The following is an 18070-nucleotide window of genomic DNA, read 5'->3' as shown; positions in this document are numbered from 1 at the left end:
TCGTTTGGAATCATCGTAATAATCGCGCGAAATACTATGGTAGACGGTTTGAGTAAATTAATGGAGTATTTTAATACTTATGATTTGGAGGAATTGCGTTGCACAGAGAAAGTAAATATATAGAGTATAAGAAATCACGAAAAGGGTTATCTAATGATATTTGGTCTACGTATAGTGCTTTTGCAAATACTGAAGGTGGCACTATATATTTAGGAATTGAAGAAAAAAAGGTCGAGGACAAAAAAGTCTTTGTTTCAGTTGGTGTTGAAGATCCAGAGAAAATGATTGAAGATTTTTGGAATGCACTATATGGAAGAAATAAAGTTAGTCAAAATATTTTATCAGATAAAGATGTTAAAATTGTTAATATTGAAAATAAAGCGTGCATTGAAATTCATGTACCAGAAGCGCCTTATTCGAAGAAACCGATATATGTAGATAATAAAAAAGATTTAGTATATAAAAGAGTTGATGATGCTGATAGAATTGCGACTGAAGAAGAGTATAAATTCATGATTGTAAATTCTCAAGACGATATAGATACAGAATTATTAGATAACTATGACATGTCTGATTTAAATCACGAATCTATCGAAAATTACAGGAAACTTCTATTAAAAAATACTAATGATGAGAGATATGCGAATATGAGCCAAATGGATTTAATGATAGATTTAGGGGCATATAGAAAAGATAGGAGTTCGAAAGACAAACAGTATAAAATGACTACAGCATGTTTATTATTCTTTGGTAAGTATAATGCGATTAGTGATAGATTCCCAGGATTTCAATTAGATTATTTTAAGAAAACAAATTACCTAGATACTGACTGGAAAGATAGAATATCAAGTGGAGATTTAGGTAATGAAGATTTAAACGTGTATAGTTTTTTTGAAAAAGTATTGATAAAATTAACTGATAACATTGAGGAATCATTTAGCCTAAATGATGGTTTGACTAGACAAAATTACGCAAGAGATTTAAAAGTAGCAATTCGCGAAGCACTGGTTAATACATTAATGCATGCGTATTATGATACTAAGCAAAGTATTAAAATAGTTAATTGTGAAGATTTTATAGAGTTTTATAATCCGGGTAATATGAGAATAAATAAAGAAGATTTTATTCATGGAGGGCATTCAAAGGTCAGAAATAGTATATTATCGACGCTTTTCAGAAGAGTAGGATATTCAGAAAAAGCTGGGTCTGGAGGACCAAGGATATTCGATGTAGTTAATAGACATAAGCTTAAAACGCCTGAAATAGAATTAACGGACATGGACACTAATGTAGTACTTTGGAAACAAGATTTAATGAAGGAGTTTGAAAAATATCCTGAGTTAGACAAAAAAGTAATAAAGCATATTATTGACTATGGGTCAATAAGTAAGGGTGAAGCCTTAAAAATAGAAAATATGACAGAATATCAGTTTAGAAATATTTTAGAAAAACTAAAAGATGATAATTTGATAAAACAAGAAGGTAAAGGTCGAGTTACTAAATATGTGTTAATAGAATCAAAAGAAGCTGATATATTGCGAACTAAAAAAGTAATTAAAAGTTTAGAGTCATTCTTCAGGAATAAATAAAAAATAAGAGATAGGTGCGAAGTGCTTGGATTATACAAATGCTTCGCATCTTATATTTATTAATAAACATCATAGAAAACCGCATCATTAACCGATACGCAGAAAGTTATCATAAGTAGGTGGAGGAATATTTAGCATTTAAGTAAAAACAATATAGAAATTATTTTCGCATCATTAATTTATGATTGATGAAAAACCTGTTAGTTCTTCTCTATCATTATATTATTTTACACAAATGAGGTGTATTCTTGGAAATATCAAATTTTAGTATTATTTTAGAGCAAGTTTTAAAATATTCAGCGTATTTATATAAAAACTTCAGTTTCCCATTACTTTTATTGATTGTAATTTTAGTATTTAGAAAAGAAATTACAGGTTTATTAAATAGGATTCATCAAATTAATTTTGAAAATAATGCAGGTAAAGTAAGTGTTTCATTAGCAGAAATTGCTCATTTAAAAGATGCAATGGAAGTATCTGAAAGTTTCCAAATTCGTCACTTAGGTGGAGAAGATCCAAGAGATAATATTCACTTAGGAGCAGGGCAAAATATAGCAGAAGAAAATAATAAATTTAATGAGTACTTTTCTTTGATTAATTTACCAGAAAAGGTTTTTAAAGAAGTTGCGAAAAATGGTCATTTTAAAACCATTGAACATTTATATAATGCTTTTGAATTTCTTACAAAAGACTTTCAAAATGAGAACTATGAACCAACTAAAATTATTAAAAGTATTTACGATACAGTTAGAGATATTGATAGGAATGGCGGCTATCTTTTGGACGATGATCTTGTTTATAGATATAGAAGTTTTATTCAATTAGCTTATTTAGAACTTATGCAAAACAATGAAATAGAAAGTGAAGATTAATATATTTTAAATTCAATGAGGTAAGATATGGACAAATTTAAAGAAAAAGTAAATGAACTGGAATTAATTGAGGCTACTAAATATTATTCAGAATTTATAGAAGGCTTTAAAAAAATTCGAGATTGGGCTGCAAATGAAAATCTAAAAAATGAAGAGAAATTGGCACAATATGAGATTGAAATTTTCTCTTTATGTGAGAGAAACCCTATTTTATCAAAAAATAAAAAGGAAAGAAGGTTTTCAGCGGTAATTAGTTTTGCTGATGGTAGAGAGTGGCCAGATATTCAAAATTTTACTGATAACCAAATCGAATACTATGAGCAAAGGTTAAATGAGACAAACAATTTATTTTTAAAAGTAAGATATTCCGATTTCTTATTTGAGTATGGTAATAATAAAATAGCTAAAAATAAATATGAGATTTCACAGTCTTTACTAACTAGCCTAGTTTATATTTGTGAACATTATAGTGAAGCTAGTAACTATGACTCAGTGATATCTAGATTGGTTGAAGTATCTCTTCTAATGGGAAATAAGAAAGAACTCAAAAAAGCTGTCGAATTAATTTATCTAAAAATTAATGAATTTGATAATAATAATGAATATAGAAGGGTATATGAACTTTCGGAACTTACAAGAGAAATTTTAAAATCTAACCACAAAAAAATAATTTTAGAAGAATATTCAAATAAAATTATAATTGTGTTAGAAAAAGCTATTAAAAAATATTTTGAAGATAAAGATTATCAATCTCATATAATATTTTGTGAAGAACTTATTCAATACAGAAGATTCAGTTTAATCTCTTCTGAAAAAATAAATGAATTGGAAAAAGAAATTGGAAAAAGCTACGAGTTAGAGGCAGAATACCAACAAGGAAGAAAAGATAAGAGTTTATTGGTAAAAGCACATTTTTTAGAAAAAGCTATGAAACATTATAGCGAAATTGGAGAAAGAGAAAAATTTAATGAGATGAAAATTTTAGTAAAAAAAACCTACGAAGAATACGAAAAAAGTAATGAAATGAGTCTAATAAGAATTCCAATAGAATTTCCAGAAGAGGAAATTGATAAAATCGTTGAATGTTTTATTTCGTCAGATATACAAAATTCGTTAGATGAAATAGCAAACAGTAATGACTTAATACCTAAAATCACAGTAATTGAAGAGCAAGTTGATAAGTTAAGTAAAGAGTTTCCTTTGCAAGATTTAATTTCAAAAGGTTTATTGAATGATGGAAAAAAAATAGTGGAAACTACTACAAAAGAAAATAATAAAACAATCAATTTTAATATTAATTATATGCATTATTTAAATATTAATGTTGAATTACTTCTTAAAGCTATTTTTGATAAATTAATATTAGAATTTGAAATTTCTACTGAAGATTTCATGCAAAAATTTAATAGGTGGGAACTACTAGATAATAAAAATATTCCTTTTATAGAACATGGAATATCTCGATTTTTAGAAAAGGATTATTTGAGTGCTTTGCATATTTTAGTCCCTCAATTTGAATCTACAGTTAGAAGAATGTTTTCTAAAGCTGGCTATTCAACTACATCTATTAGGAAAGGAAATACGCAACAAGAAGTAACATTCAATGAATTTTTACTCAGAGATGAGGTGAAATCTGCCTTTGGAAATGATGTACATAAACTAATTCAAATTGTAATGGTTGAACAGTCAGGGCTGAATTTACGCAATGAAATAGCTCATGGGTTAATAGAATTTTCGAAAATAAATTATACGAAATGTATTTTAATTGTTTATTTATTTTTGGTATTAACTAGATATAATATTGAAAAAATGACTAAGTGATAATTAATATATAATCTTTTTGGAGGACATATCATGAAATTAGAAGAGTTGCTACTAATCACACAAAAACCATTAATCGATTATTCAAAAAATAAAAAATTCTTAGAAGAATCACGTTTATTTGATTTTGAGGAAAGGATGAATGAAAGAAAAATTCCAAAAATTCTAAATAATAGCGATAAGTACCATCTTGTTGAAATAGCTAACTATGATAATTTAATAATTATTGATAATGATGTTATAAATGGTAATGAATTAATTAAAGTGTGTCAATGTATTGACTTTGATAGTAACATAATGAGCTATTTACGAAATTTGATTGTGAAGGGTGAGTATGAGAGTGATTTCTTTAAAATTTTAACTAATATAAAAAAAAGTAAACAACAAATAAGCTGCGTACCTTACTTAATAGAAAATGGAAATAATATTCATAGTATAAATAAAATAGTTTCATATGAAACTATTTTATCATTTTCAATATTTGATAGGATAAGTCAATTTGATTTTGAAAGTCGTAATTTCTCAAGATATTTTAATGATTCAGAAGTAATTTTAGATACAGATGATAGATACTATCATATGTTGAATATACAAGATTCAAATATTCTACAATTTCAATCAATTTATCTATTAGTTTTAATGGCATTTTATATAAAAAATAGTAGTAAAAAATCAGCAGAAAATAAAATTTTTTACTTGATTCAAAATTTTATTAAAGAAACTGAAAATAAATTAGCATACTCAGAGTTAGAGTTAAGTGTTATTTTTGACTACATAAATAATGATGAAAATAATATATTTAAATCTACCAATTTGAATAGTAAAAATTTATTGAGTAAATTAAAAGGTATTGCTTGGGATTTATTTCATATTAGAACGTCAGAAGACCAAATCGCTCTAAGAAATACTAATAGTAAAGAAGTTTTTTTACATTCAATTTTTACAGCAGATAAGGGTTTGAGTAATGTGATAAATAACTATTCAATAAGCAGGATGCTAGCGTATGAAGAAAAATTATATGTATATAGAGAAAATAATATATTTAAAAAATTATCAAAAGATAAAGCTTCTAAAATACAAGAATTGTTAGGAAAAGATAGAGATATACGAATTTCTAATGTAAGAGAAGCAAAGTACAGCATAAAAGAAAATATTGAGATGTATGAAAAATATATTAATAAAATTATTTCAAAATAGAATTATTAGAGTTGATTATAAAGAATATAAAGTATTAAGATATTATAATAATTTTTACTTTAGTAATTTCATTGATAAGGGGAAGCATACCACAAATAAAACTAAAAAATAGATGGTAGAATATGTTAGCATTTAATATATAAATTAGTTTTTAAATTACATGATAACTAAGTTAACAAAGAATTTAAAATGGGAGTTTTCTATGAATATCTATCAAACCTATGCATGCTTAGTCATAGGAATAATCGTTTTGGGAATAGTTGTTAATACTATTACTACTATAGTAAAAAGAAAAAAATTAATTTCAAATATTAAACAACTTTGGAAAAGTAAAAAGACTTTAGAAGAATTTATACGTCCAAATTCGAGATTTGATTATCAGTTTAATCTTCGACGTAAGAATTATTCTGATACATTAATAGATGATAAAACATGGACAGACTTAGATATGGATACTTTATTTCATAAAAGTAATTTTAACTTTACAGCTATTGGAGAAATGAAATGGTATGCTACTTTGAGAAAAATGTTTACTATCAATAATAAAAAGTTAGTGAATCAATTTAAAGATGAACAATTTAGAGTAAATGTATCGTATCATCTTGCTTTGATAGGAAAAGTTGTTTATCCGCTTTCTCCTGATCAAATTAAACCAGTAAAACGAAATAATTTATTTATGCTATGTCCATTTTTGCCACTTCTAGGTGCAATTATAATATTTATTAATATATCATTAGGAATTTTAATCATTCTTTTTTCTATTTTACTTAATATTGGTTTATCAGCCTATCTCAAAAAAAGTTATAGTCAAGATTTAAAATCCATCTTCTATACTTCTAAAGTAATCAAGCATAGTTATTCTTTAAGTAAAATAAAAGGCACGCCAAGTATAAATATCGATTTTCAACAATTTAAACTCGCACGTTCATTAAGCGGTTTTATTGGAAAAGCAGATGATCAAGATATTGGTGGTACATTTATCATGCTCTTTAAAATGAGTTTTATGTTGGATTACTTCTTTTTTCATATTATTCAATTTACTTACGTTAAACATCAAGAAGAATTGCTTCAATGTTATGATTACATAAGCACGTTAGATAATCATTATTCATTAGTGATGTATCGTCGAACATTACATACATATTGCGAACCATCTATTATTAAAGATAAACAACAAATAACATTTAGTAATTTATTGCACCCATTACTGACAGAAGCGGTACCAAATAGTTTAAATATAAATCATAATATTTTATTAACAGGTTCAAATGCTTCAGGAAAATCAACATTTATGAAAGCTGTTGCAACTAATCTCATTCTTGCTCAAACATTAAATACTGCTACAGCAGAAGCGTTTTCATACAAGCCTGGATTAGTTTATACCTCAATGGCGAATACAGATGATATTTTATCAGGAGATAGTTATTTTATGACGGAATTAAAATCTATTCGGCGATTATTTAATATTAAAAATAATCAATTGGTATATTGCTTTATTGATGAAATTTTTAAAGGAACGAATACGACAGAACGGATTGCTGCTTCAGAGTCGGTGCTTAATTATTTAGATACTGAGAAACATTATAAAGTTATAGCGGCTACCCATGATATCGAACTTTCTGAATATCTAAAAGCTAACTATGAAAATTATCATTTTAATGAATCGATAGAAAATAATCAGATTTATTTTGATTATAAAATAAAAAAAGGTAAAGCAAATACACGAAACGCAATTGAATTATTACGTATTACTCAATTTCCTGAAAAAGTATATACAAGAGCAAAACAAACAATTGAATAAAACTTAAACCATATATATGACTGTATGGACATTTAATAGTATAAGAGCTTCTGCTATATTCCATATATTTTGAAATATAAACGGTTTATTAAATATCACAGCTCAAGATGACTATTGGGGGTATAGATACAAAAAATGTACTGATTACAGGTGGGGATTATGGTATGGATACATCATGACTTTCAATGTTCAGTGATATTGCAGTGATTATAGTTATAATTGGTGCTAAAAGACAGTTTAACTGATTATAAATTATAGGATAGTGTGATTAATACTGACGACTTAATCGGATCAATTTAAAGAGTATAAAAACCCCCATCATTCACCGATACGCAAAAGTACCTCACAAAAGCAATAAAAAAATAGATTGCATGATATATTATAAACTTACTTATTAAATAAAGGAGAAATGGGTAATGACGATGTTTCGTGAAGCACTCATATGGATAGTGCTTCTCATATTCAACTTAATAAACACATTTTTAATACTTGTAGGAAAATCATCATTGTTCAAGGTTCCGCTTTGGAGTACATGGTTAGTTTGGGGAATAGTTACTATAATTATAGTAGGCGTTTTGCTTTTTAGAAAACATTTACAAAAAAAGCATCCACGCATTAATGAAAGTCTCAATAATAAAGATTTTGAAGCGGGAGAATTCTTTGTACAAATGCCTTTATATATCATTGAGAATCAAAGCAATGTGATATACGGTAACGAAACAATAACGTATAAACCCGTTTTTGTTAATATATTTCATAAATTATTGAGTCTCTTTGGTGTTCAAACAAAATATAGTCTATATATGACTTCTAGTGAGAACGATGTAAAAATAATTCGTAAACATGTGGTAGCGAATAGACATCAATATATGATGTATTTGAATGGTGAAGAAGTAGGTACACTTGAGATGAAACAGTTCTTCAAAAGTGGAGGAAAGCAACAACTTCCTTATATGTTTAATTACAAATCTGAAGTGTTTGATGTAAGCAATCCATTTTTTAGTAATGAAACCAAAATTACATTTGAGAATGACGTAGTATTAACCGCAAAGCGTAGTTTTTTAGATATTTCAAAAAGTAAACGAACTAAAAAACGAGGCGAAAAACACACTATACACATTCACAGCACTAGAGTGGAGAAAGAAATATTAATAGCCATTTACTTACAATGCATGATCAATAAGCAAACACAATAAATGAAGTATAGGCGTAGTAAAATTGAATCAAAATAATAATTTATTTAACTATTAGCGAATAAAGATTTTAGTACAAATATACCCTATTATCATAACTGCTAAAAAAGATAGTGAAGGTAATAAAACAAACCATATTGACATAGCTATCTCTCCTTACTCATCATATTTTGTATTGAAAATCTAAACTTATTAAGTAAAAGTGATAAATGATTTTAAATATAGTTTAACAAAAATAATTAAAAACGAAATAACTCACAATTGATATATTAAAATGTATATAAAAGTTTTAAAGATAAAATAAGTTATATATCACTTACTTGGAGATGAATGGACTAAGAATGTTACAATGCAAATGAGTAGAGGAGAGTGTTTATGAAAAAGATAATATTATTAGCTAGTCTATTGAGTTTGTCCTTTATTTTAGTAGCTTGTGGAACATCGGGAGAGCAGAAAGAGCCTTCTAAAGATAGTCAAAAGTCAGAGAAATATACATATGAGTATTATGAAGTGCTAAATAATGGTTCAGAAGATACACCCAATGTGGAAATAAAATATAAAGATAAAAATGGTAAATCACATTTACAAAAGACGGATTTAGAACACGTTTATGAACATATTTTAAATGATGGAAATAAAAAGCCTTATATAATTAAAGATGGCAAAAAGATTCATGTCTATCGTCCACCATATATGATTTATGGCGATGACGATATTGAAGGACAAGTTACTGCTAAAGATGAAGTGTCTAAAGAGTAAGAGGTGAGTCGGTGAAGCATAACGTATTAAAAATGATAAGTATAATGATAATCTTTAATGTGACTTCGCTTTGTATATTGTCTACAAATTTAGAAGCTGTAACCTCAAGCACGAGTAGCTCAAGTTCAAGTAGTAGTTCGTCATCTTCTGCGGTTAGAAGTTCAACGTCTTCAAGTTCGTCAATGAGTCGTTCAAGTACGATGAATGCTTCACGAGTTGCAAAACAATCAAGTCAACGTGCAGCGCAACAAGCTAGTCGAACAAATAGTATGACATATAATAACAAGGCATCAAAATTCAAACAAGACACTGGTAAAATTCAGTCTCAACAAGCACGATCAATGGTGTCTACAAGACATCGATATAGACCAGGAGCTTCATATACGTCACAATTTATGGCCACTTCATATTATAATAATTGGTTATATTTTTATTTTATTACATCCGGTATGTATAAAAATAAAACCAATCGTGTTGAATACCAAAAAAATATGTTGAAACAACAAATGAAAGCGCATGAGAAATTATATACCATTACCGTTCAAACTAATAAAGGCAAACGTTTAGTTGTTGTCCCGAAAAAGCAATACGATAAAATTAAAACCGGTGAGAAAGTGAAAATTAAAAATAGTGTATTGCAATAACTCACATTGAGTCGTTCAACGTTCTTAATAGAAGGGGATTTTAATAAAGTTAAAGTGTGCTCATCATTTTAAAACTCTGTAATCGTCTAAAATGGCATATTAAAAAAAGCGTCTCAATGATATTGAGACGCTTAAAATTTATCTAGCCTTAAATGAGTCAATGGCTGCTTTGATTTCATCTCTAACACGTTGGAATTCTGACCAAGGTTTGCCTGCTGGATCATCAAATCCCCAATGTTCTTTTTTTACATTAGGCGGCAATACAGGACAGTTTTGATCAGCATCACTACATAGAGTTACTACTAAATCGGATTGGTTTAGTATAGTGTTGTCAATTAAATTAGAAGTATGGTTTGAGATATCAATTCCGACTTCTTTCATCGCTTCGATTGCTTTCGGATTGACACCGTGTGCCTCAATACCGCCAGAATATACTTGCCATTCGTCACCTAAGATTTTTTTACCCCAACCTTCAGCCATTTGGCTACGGCATGAATTACCTGTACATATAAAGTAAATTGTTTTTTTATCCATAAATAGTTTCCTCTTTTTTTAGAAAATAATAAGTGTTAGATATAACCCTAACAGTGTGATAAATAATACCGGAATCGTTATAATAATACCGATTTTAAAGTATTGTCCCCAAGAAATTTTAACACCTTTTTGAGTAAGCACATGTAACCAGAGAAGTGTTGCTAACGAACCAATTGGTGTTATTTTAGGTCCTAAATCAGATCCGATAACATTCGCATAAATCATGCCTTCCTTGAGTATGCTTGTTGTTTGAGATTGACCAATCGCTATTGCATCTATTAAAACAGTTGGCATGTTGTTCATAATGGATGAAAGGAATGCAGCTATAAAGCCCATGCCCATGATACCACTAAATAAGCCGTAATTTGAAATATTTGTTAGTACATCACTAAGAAGCGTTGTGATGCCCACATTTTTTAGACCAAATACCACAAGATACATACCAATAGAGAATAAAACAATATTCCATGGCGCACCTTTAATTACTTGTTTCGTATGCACAGCCTTAGACTTACGTGCTAATAATACAAATATTAAAGCAATGATACCAGCAATAATTGATACTGGAATATTTATAAACTCACTTATTAAATAACCAACTAGCAATACAGTGAGTACAATCCATGAGATATTAAAAAGCTTTTTGTCCTTAATCGCTTCTTTTGGTTCTCTAATATTTACTGCATCAAATTTTCTTGGGATAGACTTTCTAAAATAAAGCCATAAGACAAGAATACTTGCGATTAAAGAGAATATATTAGGTATAATCATTTTACTGAAGTACTCAACAAATCCAATATCAAAGTAATCAGCAGAAACAATATTAACTAAATTACTAACAATTAATGGAAGAGACGTAGTATCTGCGATAAAACCACTAGCAATAATAAATGGGAATATCGCTTTTTTATCAAATCCTAAACTACGTACCATTGCTAAAACAATAGGCGTCAGTATTAAAGCCGCACCATCATTTGCGAAGAAGGCTGCTACAACTGAACCTAAGAGCATGATAAAGATAAACATTTTCAAGCCATTACCCTTTGATGCTCTTACCATATGTATGGCAGACCATTCAAAGAATCCAATTTCATCTAATATGAGTGAAATAAGAATAACTGCAACAAAAGTTAAAGTCGCATTCCAAACAATTCCAGTAACTTCTAGTACGTCTGAAAAGCTTACAACGCCAGTGATTATAGCAACTACAGCACCAATTAATGCAGTAATACCAATATCTAGACCTTTAGGTTGCCATATAACAAAAATTAACGTTAATACAAATATTGTGATTGCTAATATCGTCATCATTAACACTCACCTTTCTCTACTGTTTCACATATACATGGGCCAGCACTGGAACTCAATAGAGTCAGTCGTGATGTAACGTCATCCAATACGTCATGATTCAATTTGTATAAAATTTTATTACCATCTTTTCTGGATGTAATTAAATTATTGTCTTTTAATACTTTCATATGATGACTTAATGTGGGTTGAGAAAAAGAAAAATGCTCTAATAAATCACAAGCGCATAATTCACCACAAGATAACAAGTCTAATATTTCAAGGCGGCTACTATCAGCAATCACTTTTAAGTATTGTGAAATTTTTTTATAATTCAATTTTTCTTCTTCCTTTCTACTTGAAACCTTTTATAACGTTGATAATTTTTATTACCACCTGACAAATTAAACACTTGTTTAAAACCTAAATTAATAAGTACGTTTTGTGCAGCATTCCCAGTAGTACCTTTATTACAATAAGTCACTATCTTTTGATTTTTATCTAATGTTTTTGCATAACTTCTCAATATTTTCAATGGGACGTTAATCGCTCCATCAACATGATTAACTTCAAATTGCTTTGGAGAACGTACATCTAAAATCAATAAGTCATTATTTTGTTTTATGACTTCTTCAGGCGTTATAATTTTGCGTCCTCGAGTAATATTGTGTCCAATCATCCCTGTATAAATAACAGGATCTTTAGTTGTAGAAAAAGGAGGCGCATATGCTAAATCTAAATGAAATAAATCTTCTGCATGGGCGCCAAACGTTATAGCAGTAGCTAGTACATCTATTCTCTTATCTACACCTTCATACCCAATAATTTGAGCACCCAGTAATTTAGAATTGTTTTTATCAAATATAGCTTTAATTACCATTTCTTGGCCTTGCATATATTCTGGACGATTCGGTTTCACATTGTGTAATACGTCAATATCAATATCTAAATCAATAGCTTCTTTTTCAGTTAAGCCTGTTTGGGCAATTGTCATATCAAATATACGAACAATGCCTGTTCCTAAAATGCCTTTATGTTCTAGATTTCCACCAGTTAATCGATCTCCTAAAATACGTCCCATTTTATTTGCTGTAGAACCTAGCGGTCTATATATAGGGTCACCAGTAATTAAATTATAACTTTCTGCTACATCACCAATTGCATATATGTGAGGAATATTTGTTTCAAAATACTTATTGGTTTGTATTGCTCCAGATTTTCCAATATTAATACCAATTTCTTTAGCTAATTTAGTATTTGGTGTGACACCAATCCCAATAATGATTAAATCTGTATCAATTAATTCGCCAGTTTTTAAGCTTACTCTATTTATTGTATGATTTTCATCATAATCAATACTATCTAATTCATTATAGGTATATACGTTAGCTTTATCTTCAATATATTCTTGAATCATAAAACTGATATCGTAGTCTAAATGAGGCATAAAAGTACTGCGTTGAATAATTGAAGTATTGTAGTTAGATAATTGTTCTAACATTTCTAGACCAATAAATCCACCACCAATGATTGTTATATTCTGAACATCATTGCTCTCAATATAATTATAAATTGCTTTCGCATCATTAATATTCTTAACTTTAAATACATTGTTATATTCTTCGCTATTTAATTGAGGAAGTTCCTTAGGCGATGAGCCTGTTGCTAATACTAATTCGTCATATTCTTGAATCATCTTTTCATCATTTACTAAATTGGTAACAGTTATTGTTTGATCAGTATCATTTATCTGATTCACTTCATATTTTGTATAAATATCTATATTAAAGCGCTCTTTAAACCATTTAGCATTTCTTGGCGTGAGTTCATCAATATCAGATACATTACCGCCTATATAGTAGGGGATACCACATACTGAATACGAAATATCATTATCTTTATCAAAAACGATAATTCCCACATCTTCACTATTTCTTCTTGCTTTAGCCGCGACACTTGTACCGGCAGCAACTGAACCGATGATTACAATTTTTTTCATTATGATAACCCCCCATAAGGTATGACAAAGTAATTATCAAAACTTTCATTTTTAATTTTGTTTATCCAAAATGATTCATCTTCTTTTTTGTTACTAAAAAGGTCATCACGTTGATTTAGCGTAACTAACGATTGATTAACAACCCACCAATTATGGCCTATATTAGCTCTATTTAAATCTTCTACTAAACGTTTAGATTCTAAATAAGGTGTTTTTTCTGCTAGTGTTACGATTATCATCTGTGTTAAATTTTTATTTTGAATTTTAGGTAATAATGTTTCAACATTACTGGTAGTTTGAGTTGATTTTTTCTTTAATTCTCTATGATGATTTTCACTAGAATCAAGTAACAGCAAAGTATGGCCTGTAGGAGCTGTATCTACAATGACGTAATCCATGTCGTCTTGATTCTCCATAATGTCACTAAAGGCTTTGAAAAATGCTATTTCTTCTGTACAAGGTGATTTTAAATCTTCCATAATATAATCGATATCGTCTTGTGGTGTATCATCATTCACTGTGGCTAGTACTTCTTTTTTATACTTTTCTAATGCTTGTTCTTCATCAATATAAGCAGTATTTAAATTACTTGTAGTTTCAACATTAATTTCTTTAGTAGGGTCAGTAGTTGCTAAAAGAACACGATATCCTTTATTAGATAATGCTGTAGCTAATTGCGTTGCTACTGTCGTTTTACCAACGCCACCTTTTCCCATTGTAAATAAATATTGAACTTTACTATTTTCAATTTCATCGATTAATTTATTGAATTGCGGATGATCTTCAACAATAAAGTCATCATTTTCAATTAAGTTATCATCATTTAATAGATTAGTTAAATTTTCTATACCTTCTTCTTTCTGCTTTTTATATGGAACGTAATAAGCATGATTGTTATTTAACCATTCGGTAAAATGATTAATGTTTTTATCTTGTTCTGATTTCATCTGACTCGAAATTAAACCGTGACTTTCTTCTATATAGTTGTTAATGATTACTTTGAATTTAGAAATTGACAGTTGTTGTAATTCTTGTTGCGCTCTTTGAATTTCATATATAGAAGAGTGAGTAGGTCTCGCAACTAACATCATGGTCGTATCATCTTGGTTACGTAGTTTTTCAAGTGCTGAATTATATTTAACTCTATTTTCATTTAAACCTGATAATTGACCTAAGCAAGAAGCGTCATTACTCGTTGTATTTAAATAATCTGTCCATGCAGAAGGTAATTCAAGCATTCTCAAGGTGTGACCTGTAGGAGCTGTATCAAATATAATGAAATCAAATTCTTGTTCTAAAGTTTTATCGGATAAAAAATTTGTAAATTCATTAAATGCTGCTACTTCAACTGTACATGAACCACTTAACTGTTCTTTCATTTCAGAAAGCACATCTTCTGGTAGAATACCCTCATAAGGTTCTATAGATTGTGCTTTATAATCGTCTGCAGCAGCAATCGGGTCAAAATTGGCTATAGAGAGATTAGGTATAGGTTGATATTTAGTTAATTTATTAGATAATTCCATTTGAAATACATCTTGTAAATTACTAGCTGGATCAGTACTTACTAAAGCTACTTTCTTTCCATTCTCTGCTAAGTTTAAAGCAATAAAACTTGATATCGTTGTTTTGCCTACGCCACCTTTACCAGTAAAAAACAAATATTTTGTTAACTCAATGTTATCTAAATTCAATTTATTTAAGTATTTAACAGCATCCATCTCCACCACAGCATCCTCCATTTCTCATTTGATTAACTGTAATAATTTCATCGGCTTCTTCTTGGGTAATATAAGCGCCCGTTTTAGCTATACCGCCTTCTATAAAAGTGATGGGTAAAACTTCATCACCTTTTTCTTGAATTAAACGAATAACTTCTTGATTTTTAATGAATTCATTCGGATTATTATTCATATTATAACGTTGAACTTCTATTTGATTTTGTTTTAAATATTCATTGATTTGGTTCGCTTTTATTAGTGTTTCATCCGGTTCTGGACCACATACCCCAGTAGAACAGCACATAGCTTCTTCGTATATTTCAATATTTAACATTATACTCACCTCATTAATTAATTTACGATTATAGACTAACATCTATATAGATGGATGTCTATGTTTTTATTTGAGTTTTAAAAATTTTACTAAATTTAATTCTTAATAATACAATTTATAAAAAAATTATTTTAGTATTTCTGTGAGCAATACCTAAGTTTATGTAAAATTATAGGTTTTCTTCTTGCGATAATATGGATATTGATTTATATTTAATATATCAAAAAAAATTGATGTATTAAATGATATAAAACTACGTTGACAATAAGGAGGCGTGCTTGATTGCGAGTAAACCATGCAAGTACTTTAACTGTTGGTTATTTTATAAGTTATTTAAATCTTGTTATGCTATCAAGAGAAATCAATTTAAAAGAAGCTACAATATATATGGAAAAGGAGTTCTTTAAAGGGAACATTAATCAGTATGGCGAATCAACAAAAAATAACTATAAACAAGCAATTCAAGAATTGAAATAAAGATAATATAAACTCAATGAAATATTATAAAAAGGATGGTCTTTTATGGAAGTTATTAAAGCAAAGACTGATATGAGTGAAGATCAACAATTTGACTTTTATGAAAATATGTTTAATGCACTTGCCGATAAAATCAGATTAAAAATACTAAATCAAATTAGCCAAAGCTTCAATAAATCATTATGTGTATGTGATTTAGAAGAGTTATTAGATATAAAACAATCTAAACTTTCTTATCATTTAAAAAAATTAGTAGATGCAAATGTTCTTATTGCTGAAAAGCATGGCACATGGAATTATTATAAAATTAATGAGCAGCAAATACAGGTTGTTTTAAATGAAGATACTTGTTGTAAGATATTATGAGTATCTTTTTTAATGTAGTATTAATCAATTTTTTTTGATTAATACATCAAGAAATATTGATTAATTAAATTTGGAGGCATTATACTCATGTTAGATTCAATTATGGAATTTATAAAAACATTTGTGATGTTGTTTTTTGAACTATTCATACTATTTATCATCGTGAGCTTTATTGTAAGTATCATCCAGCAGATAGTTTCAGAAGAAAAAATAAAATACTTTTTAAGTAAACCTAATCAAGCTATTAATTATATTTTGGGAATGGCTTTTGGTGCGATGACACCATTTTGTTCTTGTTCTACAATTCCTATACTTGCAGGTTTATTAAATTCTAAAGTTCCATTTGGCCCTGCAATGAGTTTTTTAATTGCGTCACCTTTAATGAATCCATTAATGATATTTATGTTATGGGCCTTATTAGGTTGGAAAGTTGCTGTTGTTTATTTTATTGTACTAGCAATCTTTAGTGTCTTAACGGGTCTAGTATTTTCAAAAATGAATTTATCTAAAAGTTATAAAGGTGTAAATGTTAAAGGCGATGGGTTTTTCGCTAATAAAAATGGATCTCGTTTTAAACAAGCATTAAATGATGCTTGGGCATTCTTATATCCAATGATTCCTTACTTATTTATCGGTGTATTTATTGGTGCTTTTATATATGGCTTTGTACCCGAAACATTTATTACTAAATATGCGAGTGGAGGTGGCATTATATCCGTATTTATTGCTTCTATTATAGGTATTCCTATGTATATTAGACCTGAAACCATGTTACCTATAGCTGAAGCATTAGCTTCAAAAGGAATGTCGCTTGGGACAGTTGTTGCTTTGATCATTGGTGGTGCTGGTGCAAGTATTCCAGAAGTTGTATTATTATCGAAACTATTCAAGAAAAAATTTGTAATCTCATTCGTTATCGCCATTTTAGTTGTAGCTATTTCTACAGGTTTGATGGTGAACATCGTTATTTAAAGGAGGTGAGATAATGGGAGTCAAAGACGTATTAAAAAAATTAAAACCTCAGGAACAATCTTGTTGTTCTGTAGAAATTGAAGAAAAAAAAGAGAAAAATGAAAAAGAGCAACAGGATAATAATTGTTGTTGTAACAATTAATTTAGAAGTCTGTAAAATATATGCTTCTAATAAATGAACGACAAATTCCAATGTAATAGTATGGAATTTGTCGTTCTTTCGTTTCAATTAAGGAAAATGATGTGTTTATTTAGTATTTCTTTAAGACTTATAACAAAAAGACGTTAATTAAAAACCGCATCATTAACCGATACGCAGAATCATATTATAAATAAAACTAAAAATGAGGTTGTATATAACTCACTCTGAAATTGATTGAATATATAGTATCTTTAATAAAATGCAGCTATTGTGGCGTAGAATTTGAGAATCAAAAAATGATTAATTTAGTTTGAAAAGACTGAATATAAATACTAGAAAAATAGCCAGTAAATGAGTTTATT

General features: G+C 28.6%; 18 protein-coding genes. 12 read left to right on the top strand and 6 right to left on the bottom strand.

The window, feature by feature from the left end; translation table 11 throughout:
* Positions 1-98 precede the first annotated feature (98 nt).
* The 8 genes from HMPREF2578_RS02710 (at position 99) to HMPREF2578_RS02675 (ending at position 9876) form a co-directional block, all read left to right on the top strand.
* Positions 99-1589, top strand: a complete 1491-nt coding sequence (locus HMPREF2578_RS02710; protein WP_070508270.1) for an ATP-binding protein — start codon at positions 99-101, stop codon at positions 1587-1589.
* A gap of 248 nt (positions 1590-1837) precedes the next feature.
* A complete protein-coding gene (locus HMPREF2578_RS02705; protein ID WP_083294933.1) occupies positions 1838-2461 on the top strand; it encodes a hypothetical protein in 624 nt (207 codons plus the stop codon).
* A gap of 27 nt (positions 2462-2488) precedes the next feature.
* Positions 2489-4282 carry a DUF4209 domain-containing protein gene (locus tag HMPREF2578_RS02700; protein ID WP_070508269.1) on the top strand — a complete coding sequence of 598 codons (1794 nt, stop codon included), beginning with the start codon at positions 2489-2491 and terminating at the stop codon, positions 4280-4282.
* Positions 4283-4315: 33 nt separating this feature from the next.
* Positions 4316-5479: a hypothetical protein gene (locus HMPREF2578_RS02695; RefSeq protein WP_070508268.1), complete on the top strand. Its 1164-nt coding sequence runs from the start codon at positions 4316-4318 to the stop codon at positions 5477-5479.
* A gap of 202 nt (positions 5480-5681) precedes the next feature.
* Positions 5682-7280: a MutS-related protein gene (locus tag HMPREF2578_RS02690; protein WP_070508267.1), complete on the top strand. Its 1599-nt coding sequence runs from the start codon at positions 5682-5684 to the stop codon at positions 7278-7280.
* Between the two features lie 416 nt (positions 7281-7696).
* Entirely contained in the window at positions 7697-8476 is a 780-nt protein-coding gene (locus tag HMPREF2578_RS02685) for a hypothetical protein (RefSeq protein ID WP_070508266.1), read from the top strand.
* Positions 8477-8848: 372 nt separating this feature from the next.
* Complete coding sequence (locus HMPREF2578_RS02680; RefSeq protein WP_070508265.1) at positions 8849-9232, top strand: hypothetical protein; 384 nt, start codon at positions 8849-8851, stop codon at positions 9230-9232.
* An 11-nt stretch (positions 9233-9243) separates the two neighbouring features.
* Complete coding sequence (locus tag HMPREF2578_RS02675) at positions 9244-9876, top strand: hypothetical protein (protein ID WP_070508264.1); 633 nt, start codon at positions 9244-9246, stop codon at positions 9874-9876.
* Between the two features lie 138 nt (positions 9877-10014).
* Here the strand turns inward: HMPREF2578_RS02675 and arsC are convergent, their stop codons facing one another.
* From arsC to arsD, 6 genes are read right to left on the bottom strand one after another with little or no spacing between them, the layout of a single operon-like run.
* Positions 10015-10410, bottom strand: coding sequence for an arsenate reductase (thioredoxin) (gene arsC / locus HMPREF2578_RS02670; protein ID WP_017175594.1), 396 nt, complete (start codon positions 10408-10410; stop codon positions 10015-10017).
* An 18-nt stretch (positions 10411-10428) separates the two neighbouring features.
* Positions 10429-11721 (bottom strand): arsenite efflux transporter membrane subunit ArsB, encoded by a 1293-nt coding sequence (arsB, locus tag HMPREF2578_RS02665; RefSeq protein ID WP_049415106.1) that lies wholly within the window; start codon positions 11719-11721, stop codon positions 10429-10431.
* Positions 11721-12035 (bottom strand): ArsR/SmtB family transcription factor, encoded by a 315-nt coding sequence (locus tag HMPREF2578_RS02660; RefSeq protein ID WP_001830569.1) that lies wholly within the window; start codon positions 12033-12035, stop codon positions 11721-11723. The genes arsB and HMPREF2578_RS02660 overlap by 1 nt, the downstream gene beginning before the upstream one ends.
* A complete protein-coding gene (locus HMPREF2578_RS02655) occupies positions 12032-13696 on the bottom strand; it encodes an FAD-dependent oxidoreductase (RefSeq protein ID WP_070508263.1) in 1665 nt (554 codons plus the stop codon). The genes HMPREF2578_RS02660 and HMPREF2578_RS02655 overlap by 4 nt, the downstream gene beginning before the upstream one ends.
* Positions 13696-15417: an arsenical pump-driving ATPase gene (gene arsA, locus HMPREF2578_RS02650; RefSeq protein ID WP_176743739.1), complete on the bottom strand. Its 1722-nt coding sequence runs from the start codon at positions 15415-15417 to the stop codon at positions 13696-13698. The genes HMPREF2578_RS02655 and arsA overlap by 1 nt, the downstream gene beginning before the upstream one ends.
* Positions 15404-15751: an arsenite efflux transporter metallochaperone ArsD gene (gene arsD, locus HMPREF2578_RS02645; RefSeq protein ID WP_002449502.1), complete on the bottom strand. Its 348-nt coding sequence runs from the start codon at positions 15749-15751 to the stop codon at positions 15404-15406. The genes arsA and arsD overlap by 14 nt, the downstream gene beginning before the upstream one ends.
* A 282-nt stretch (positions 15752-16033) precedes the next feature.
* On the opposite strand from arsD, the gene HMPREF2578_RS02640 reads away from it, so the two are divergent.
* From HMPREF2578_RS02640 to HMPREF2578_RS11290, 4 genes are all read left to right on the top strand, one after another.
* Positions 16034-16228 carry a hypothetical protein gene (locus HMPREF2578_RS02640; RefSeq protein WP_049415113.1) on the top strand — a complete coding sequence of 65 codons (195 nt, stop codon included), beginning with the start codon at positions 16034-16036 and terminating at the stop codon, positions 16226-16228.
* Between the two features lie 45 nt (positions 16229-16273).
* Positions 16274-16594 carry an ArsR/SmtB family transcription factor gene (locus HMPREF2578_RS02635; RefSeq protein ID WP_002449352.1) on the top strand — a complete coding sequence of 107 codons (321 nt, stop codon included), beginning with the start codon at positions 16274-16276 and terminating at the stop codon, positions 16592-16594.
* 87 nt (positions 16595-16681) lie between these two features.
* Positions 16682-17566: a permease gene (locus HMPREF2578_RS02630; RefSeq protein ID WP_002454595.1), complete on the top strand. Its 885-nt coding sequence runs from the start codon at positions 16682-16684 to the stop codon at positions 17564-17566.
* Between the two features lie 13 nt (positions 17567-17579).
* A complete protein-coding gene (locus HMPREF2578_RS11290; RefSeq protein WP_002449516.1) occupies positions 17580-17708 on the top strand; it encodes a hypothetical protein in 129 nt (42 codons plus the stop codon).
* The last annotated feature ends 362 nt before the right edge of the window (positions 17709-18070 follow it).

This window comes from Staphylococcus sp. HMSC072H03 (assembly GCF_001809305.1).
GTDB classification, from domain to species: Bacteria; Bacillota; Bacilli; order Staphylococcales; family Staphylococcaceae; genus Staphylococcus; species Staphylococcus hominis.
This window is presented reverse-complemented; position numbering and strand designations above follow the sequence as displayed.

Excerpts from the sequence above, each read along its gene's own strand:
- HMPREF2578_RS02700 (WP_070508269.1), top strand. The coding sequence starts at position 2,489 with ATGGACAAATTTAAAGAAAAAGTAAATGAACTGGAATTAATTGAGGCT.
- HMPREF2578_RS02695 (WP_070508268.1), top strand. The coding sequence starts at position 4,316 with ATGAAATTAGAAGAGTTGCTACTAATCACACAAAAACCATTAATCGAT.
- HMPREF2578_RS02690 (WP_070508267.1), top strand. The coding sequence starts at position 5,682 with ATGAATATCTATCAAACCTATGCATGCTTAGTCATAGGAATAATCGTT.
- HMPREF2578_RS02685 (WP_070508266.1), top strand. The coding sequence starts at position 7,697 with ATGACGATGTTTCGTGAAGCACTCATATGGATAGTGCTTCTCATATTC.
- HMPREF2578_RS02680 (WP_070508265.1), top strand. The coding sequence starts at position 8,849 with ATGAAAAAGATAATATTATTAGCTAGTCTATTGAGTTTGTCCTTTATT.
- arsC (WP_017175594.1), bottom strand. The coding sequence starts at position 10,410 with ATGGATAAAAAAACAATTTACTTTATATGTACAGGTAATTCATGCCGT.
- arsB (WP_049415106.1), bottom strand. The coding sequence starts at position 11,721 with ATGATGACGATATTAGCAATCACAATATTTGTATTAACGTTAATTTTT.
- HMPREF2578_RS02655 (WP_070508263.1), bottom strand. The coding sequence starts at position 13,696 with ATGAAAAAAATTGTAATCATCGGTTCAGTTGCTGCCGGTACAAGTGTC.
- arsA (WP_176743739.1), bottom strand. The coding sequence starts at position 15,417 with ATGGATGCTGTTAAATACTTAAATAAATTGAATTTAGATAACATTGAG.
- arsD (WP_002449502.1), bottom strand. The coding sequence starts at position 15,751 with ATGTTAAATATTGAAATATACGAAGAAGCTATGTGCTGTTCTACTGGG.
- HMPREF2578_RS02635 (WP_002449352.1), top strand. The coding sequence starts at position 16,274 with ATGGAAGTTATTAAAGCAAAGACTGATATGAGTGAAGATCAACAATTT.
- HMPREF2578_RS02630 (WP_002454595.1), top strand. The coding sequence starts at position 16,682 with ATGTTAGATTCAATTATGGAATTTATAAAAACATTTGTGATGTTGTTT.
- HMPREF2578_RS11290 (WP_002449516.1), top strand. The coding sequence starts at position 17,580 with ATGGGAGTCAAAGACGTATTAAAAAAATTAAAACCTCAGGAACAATCT.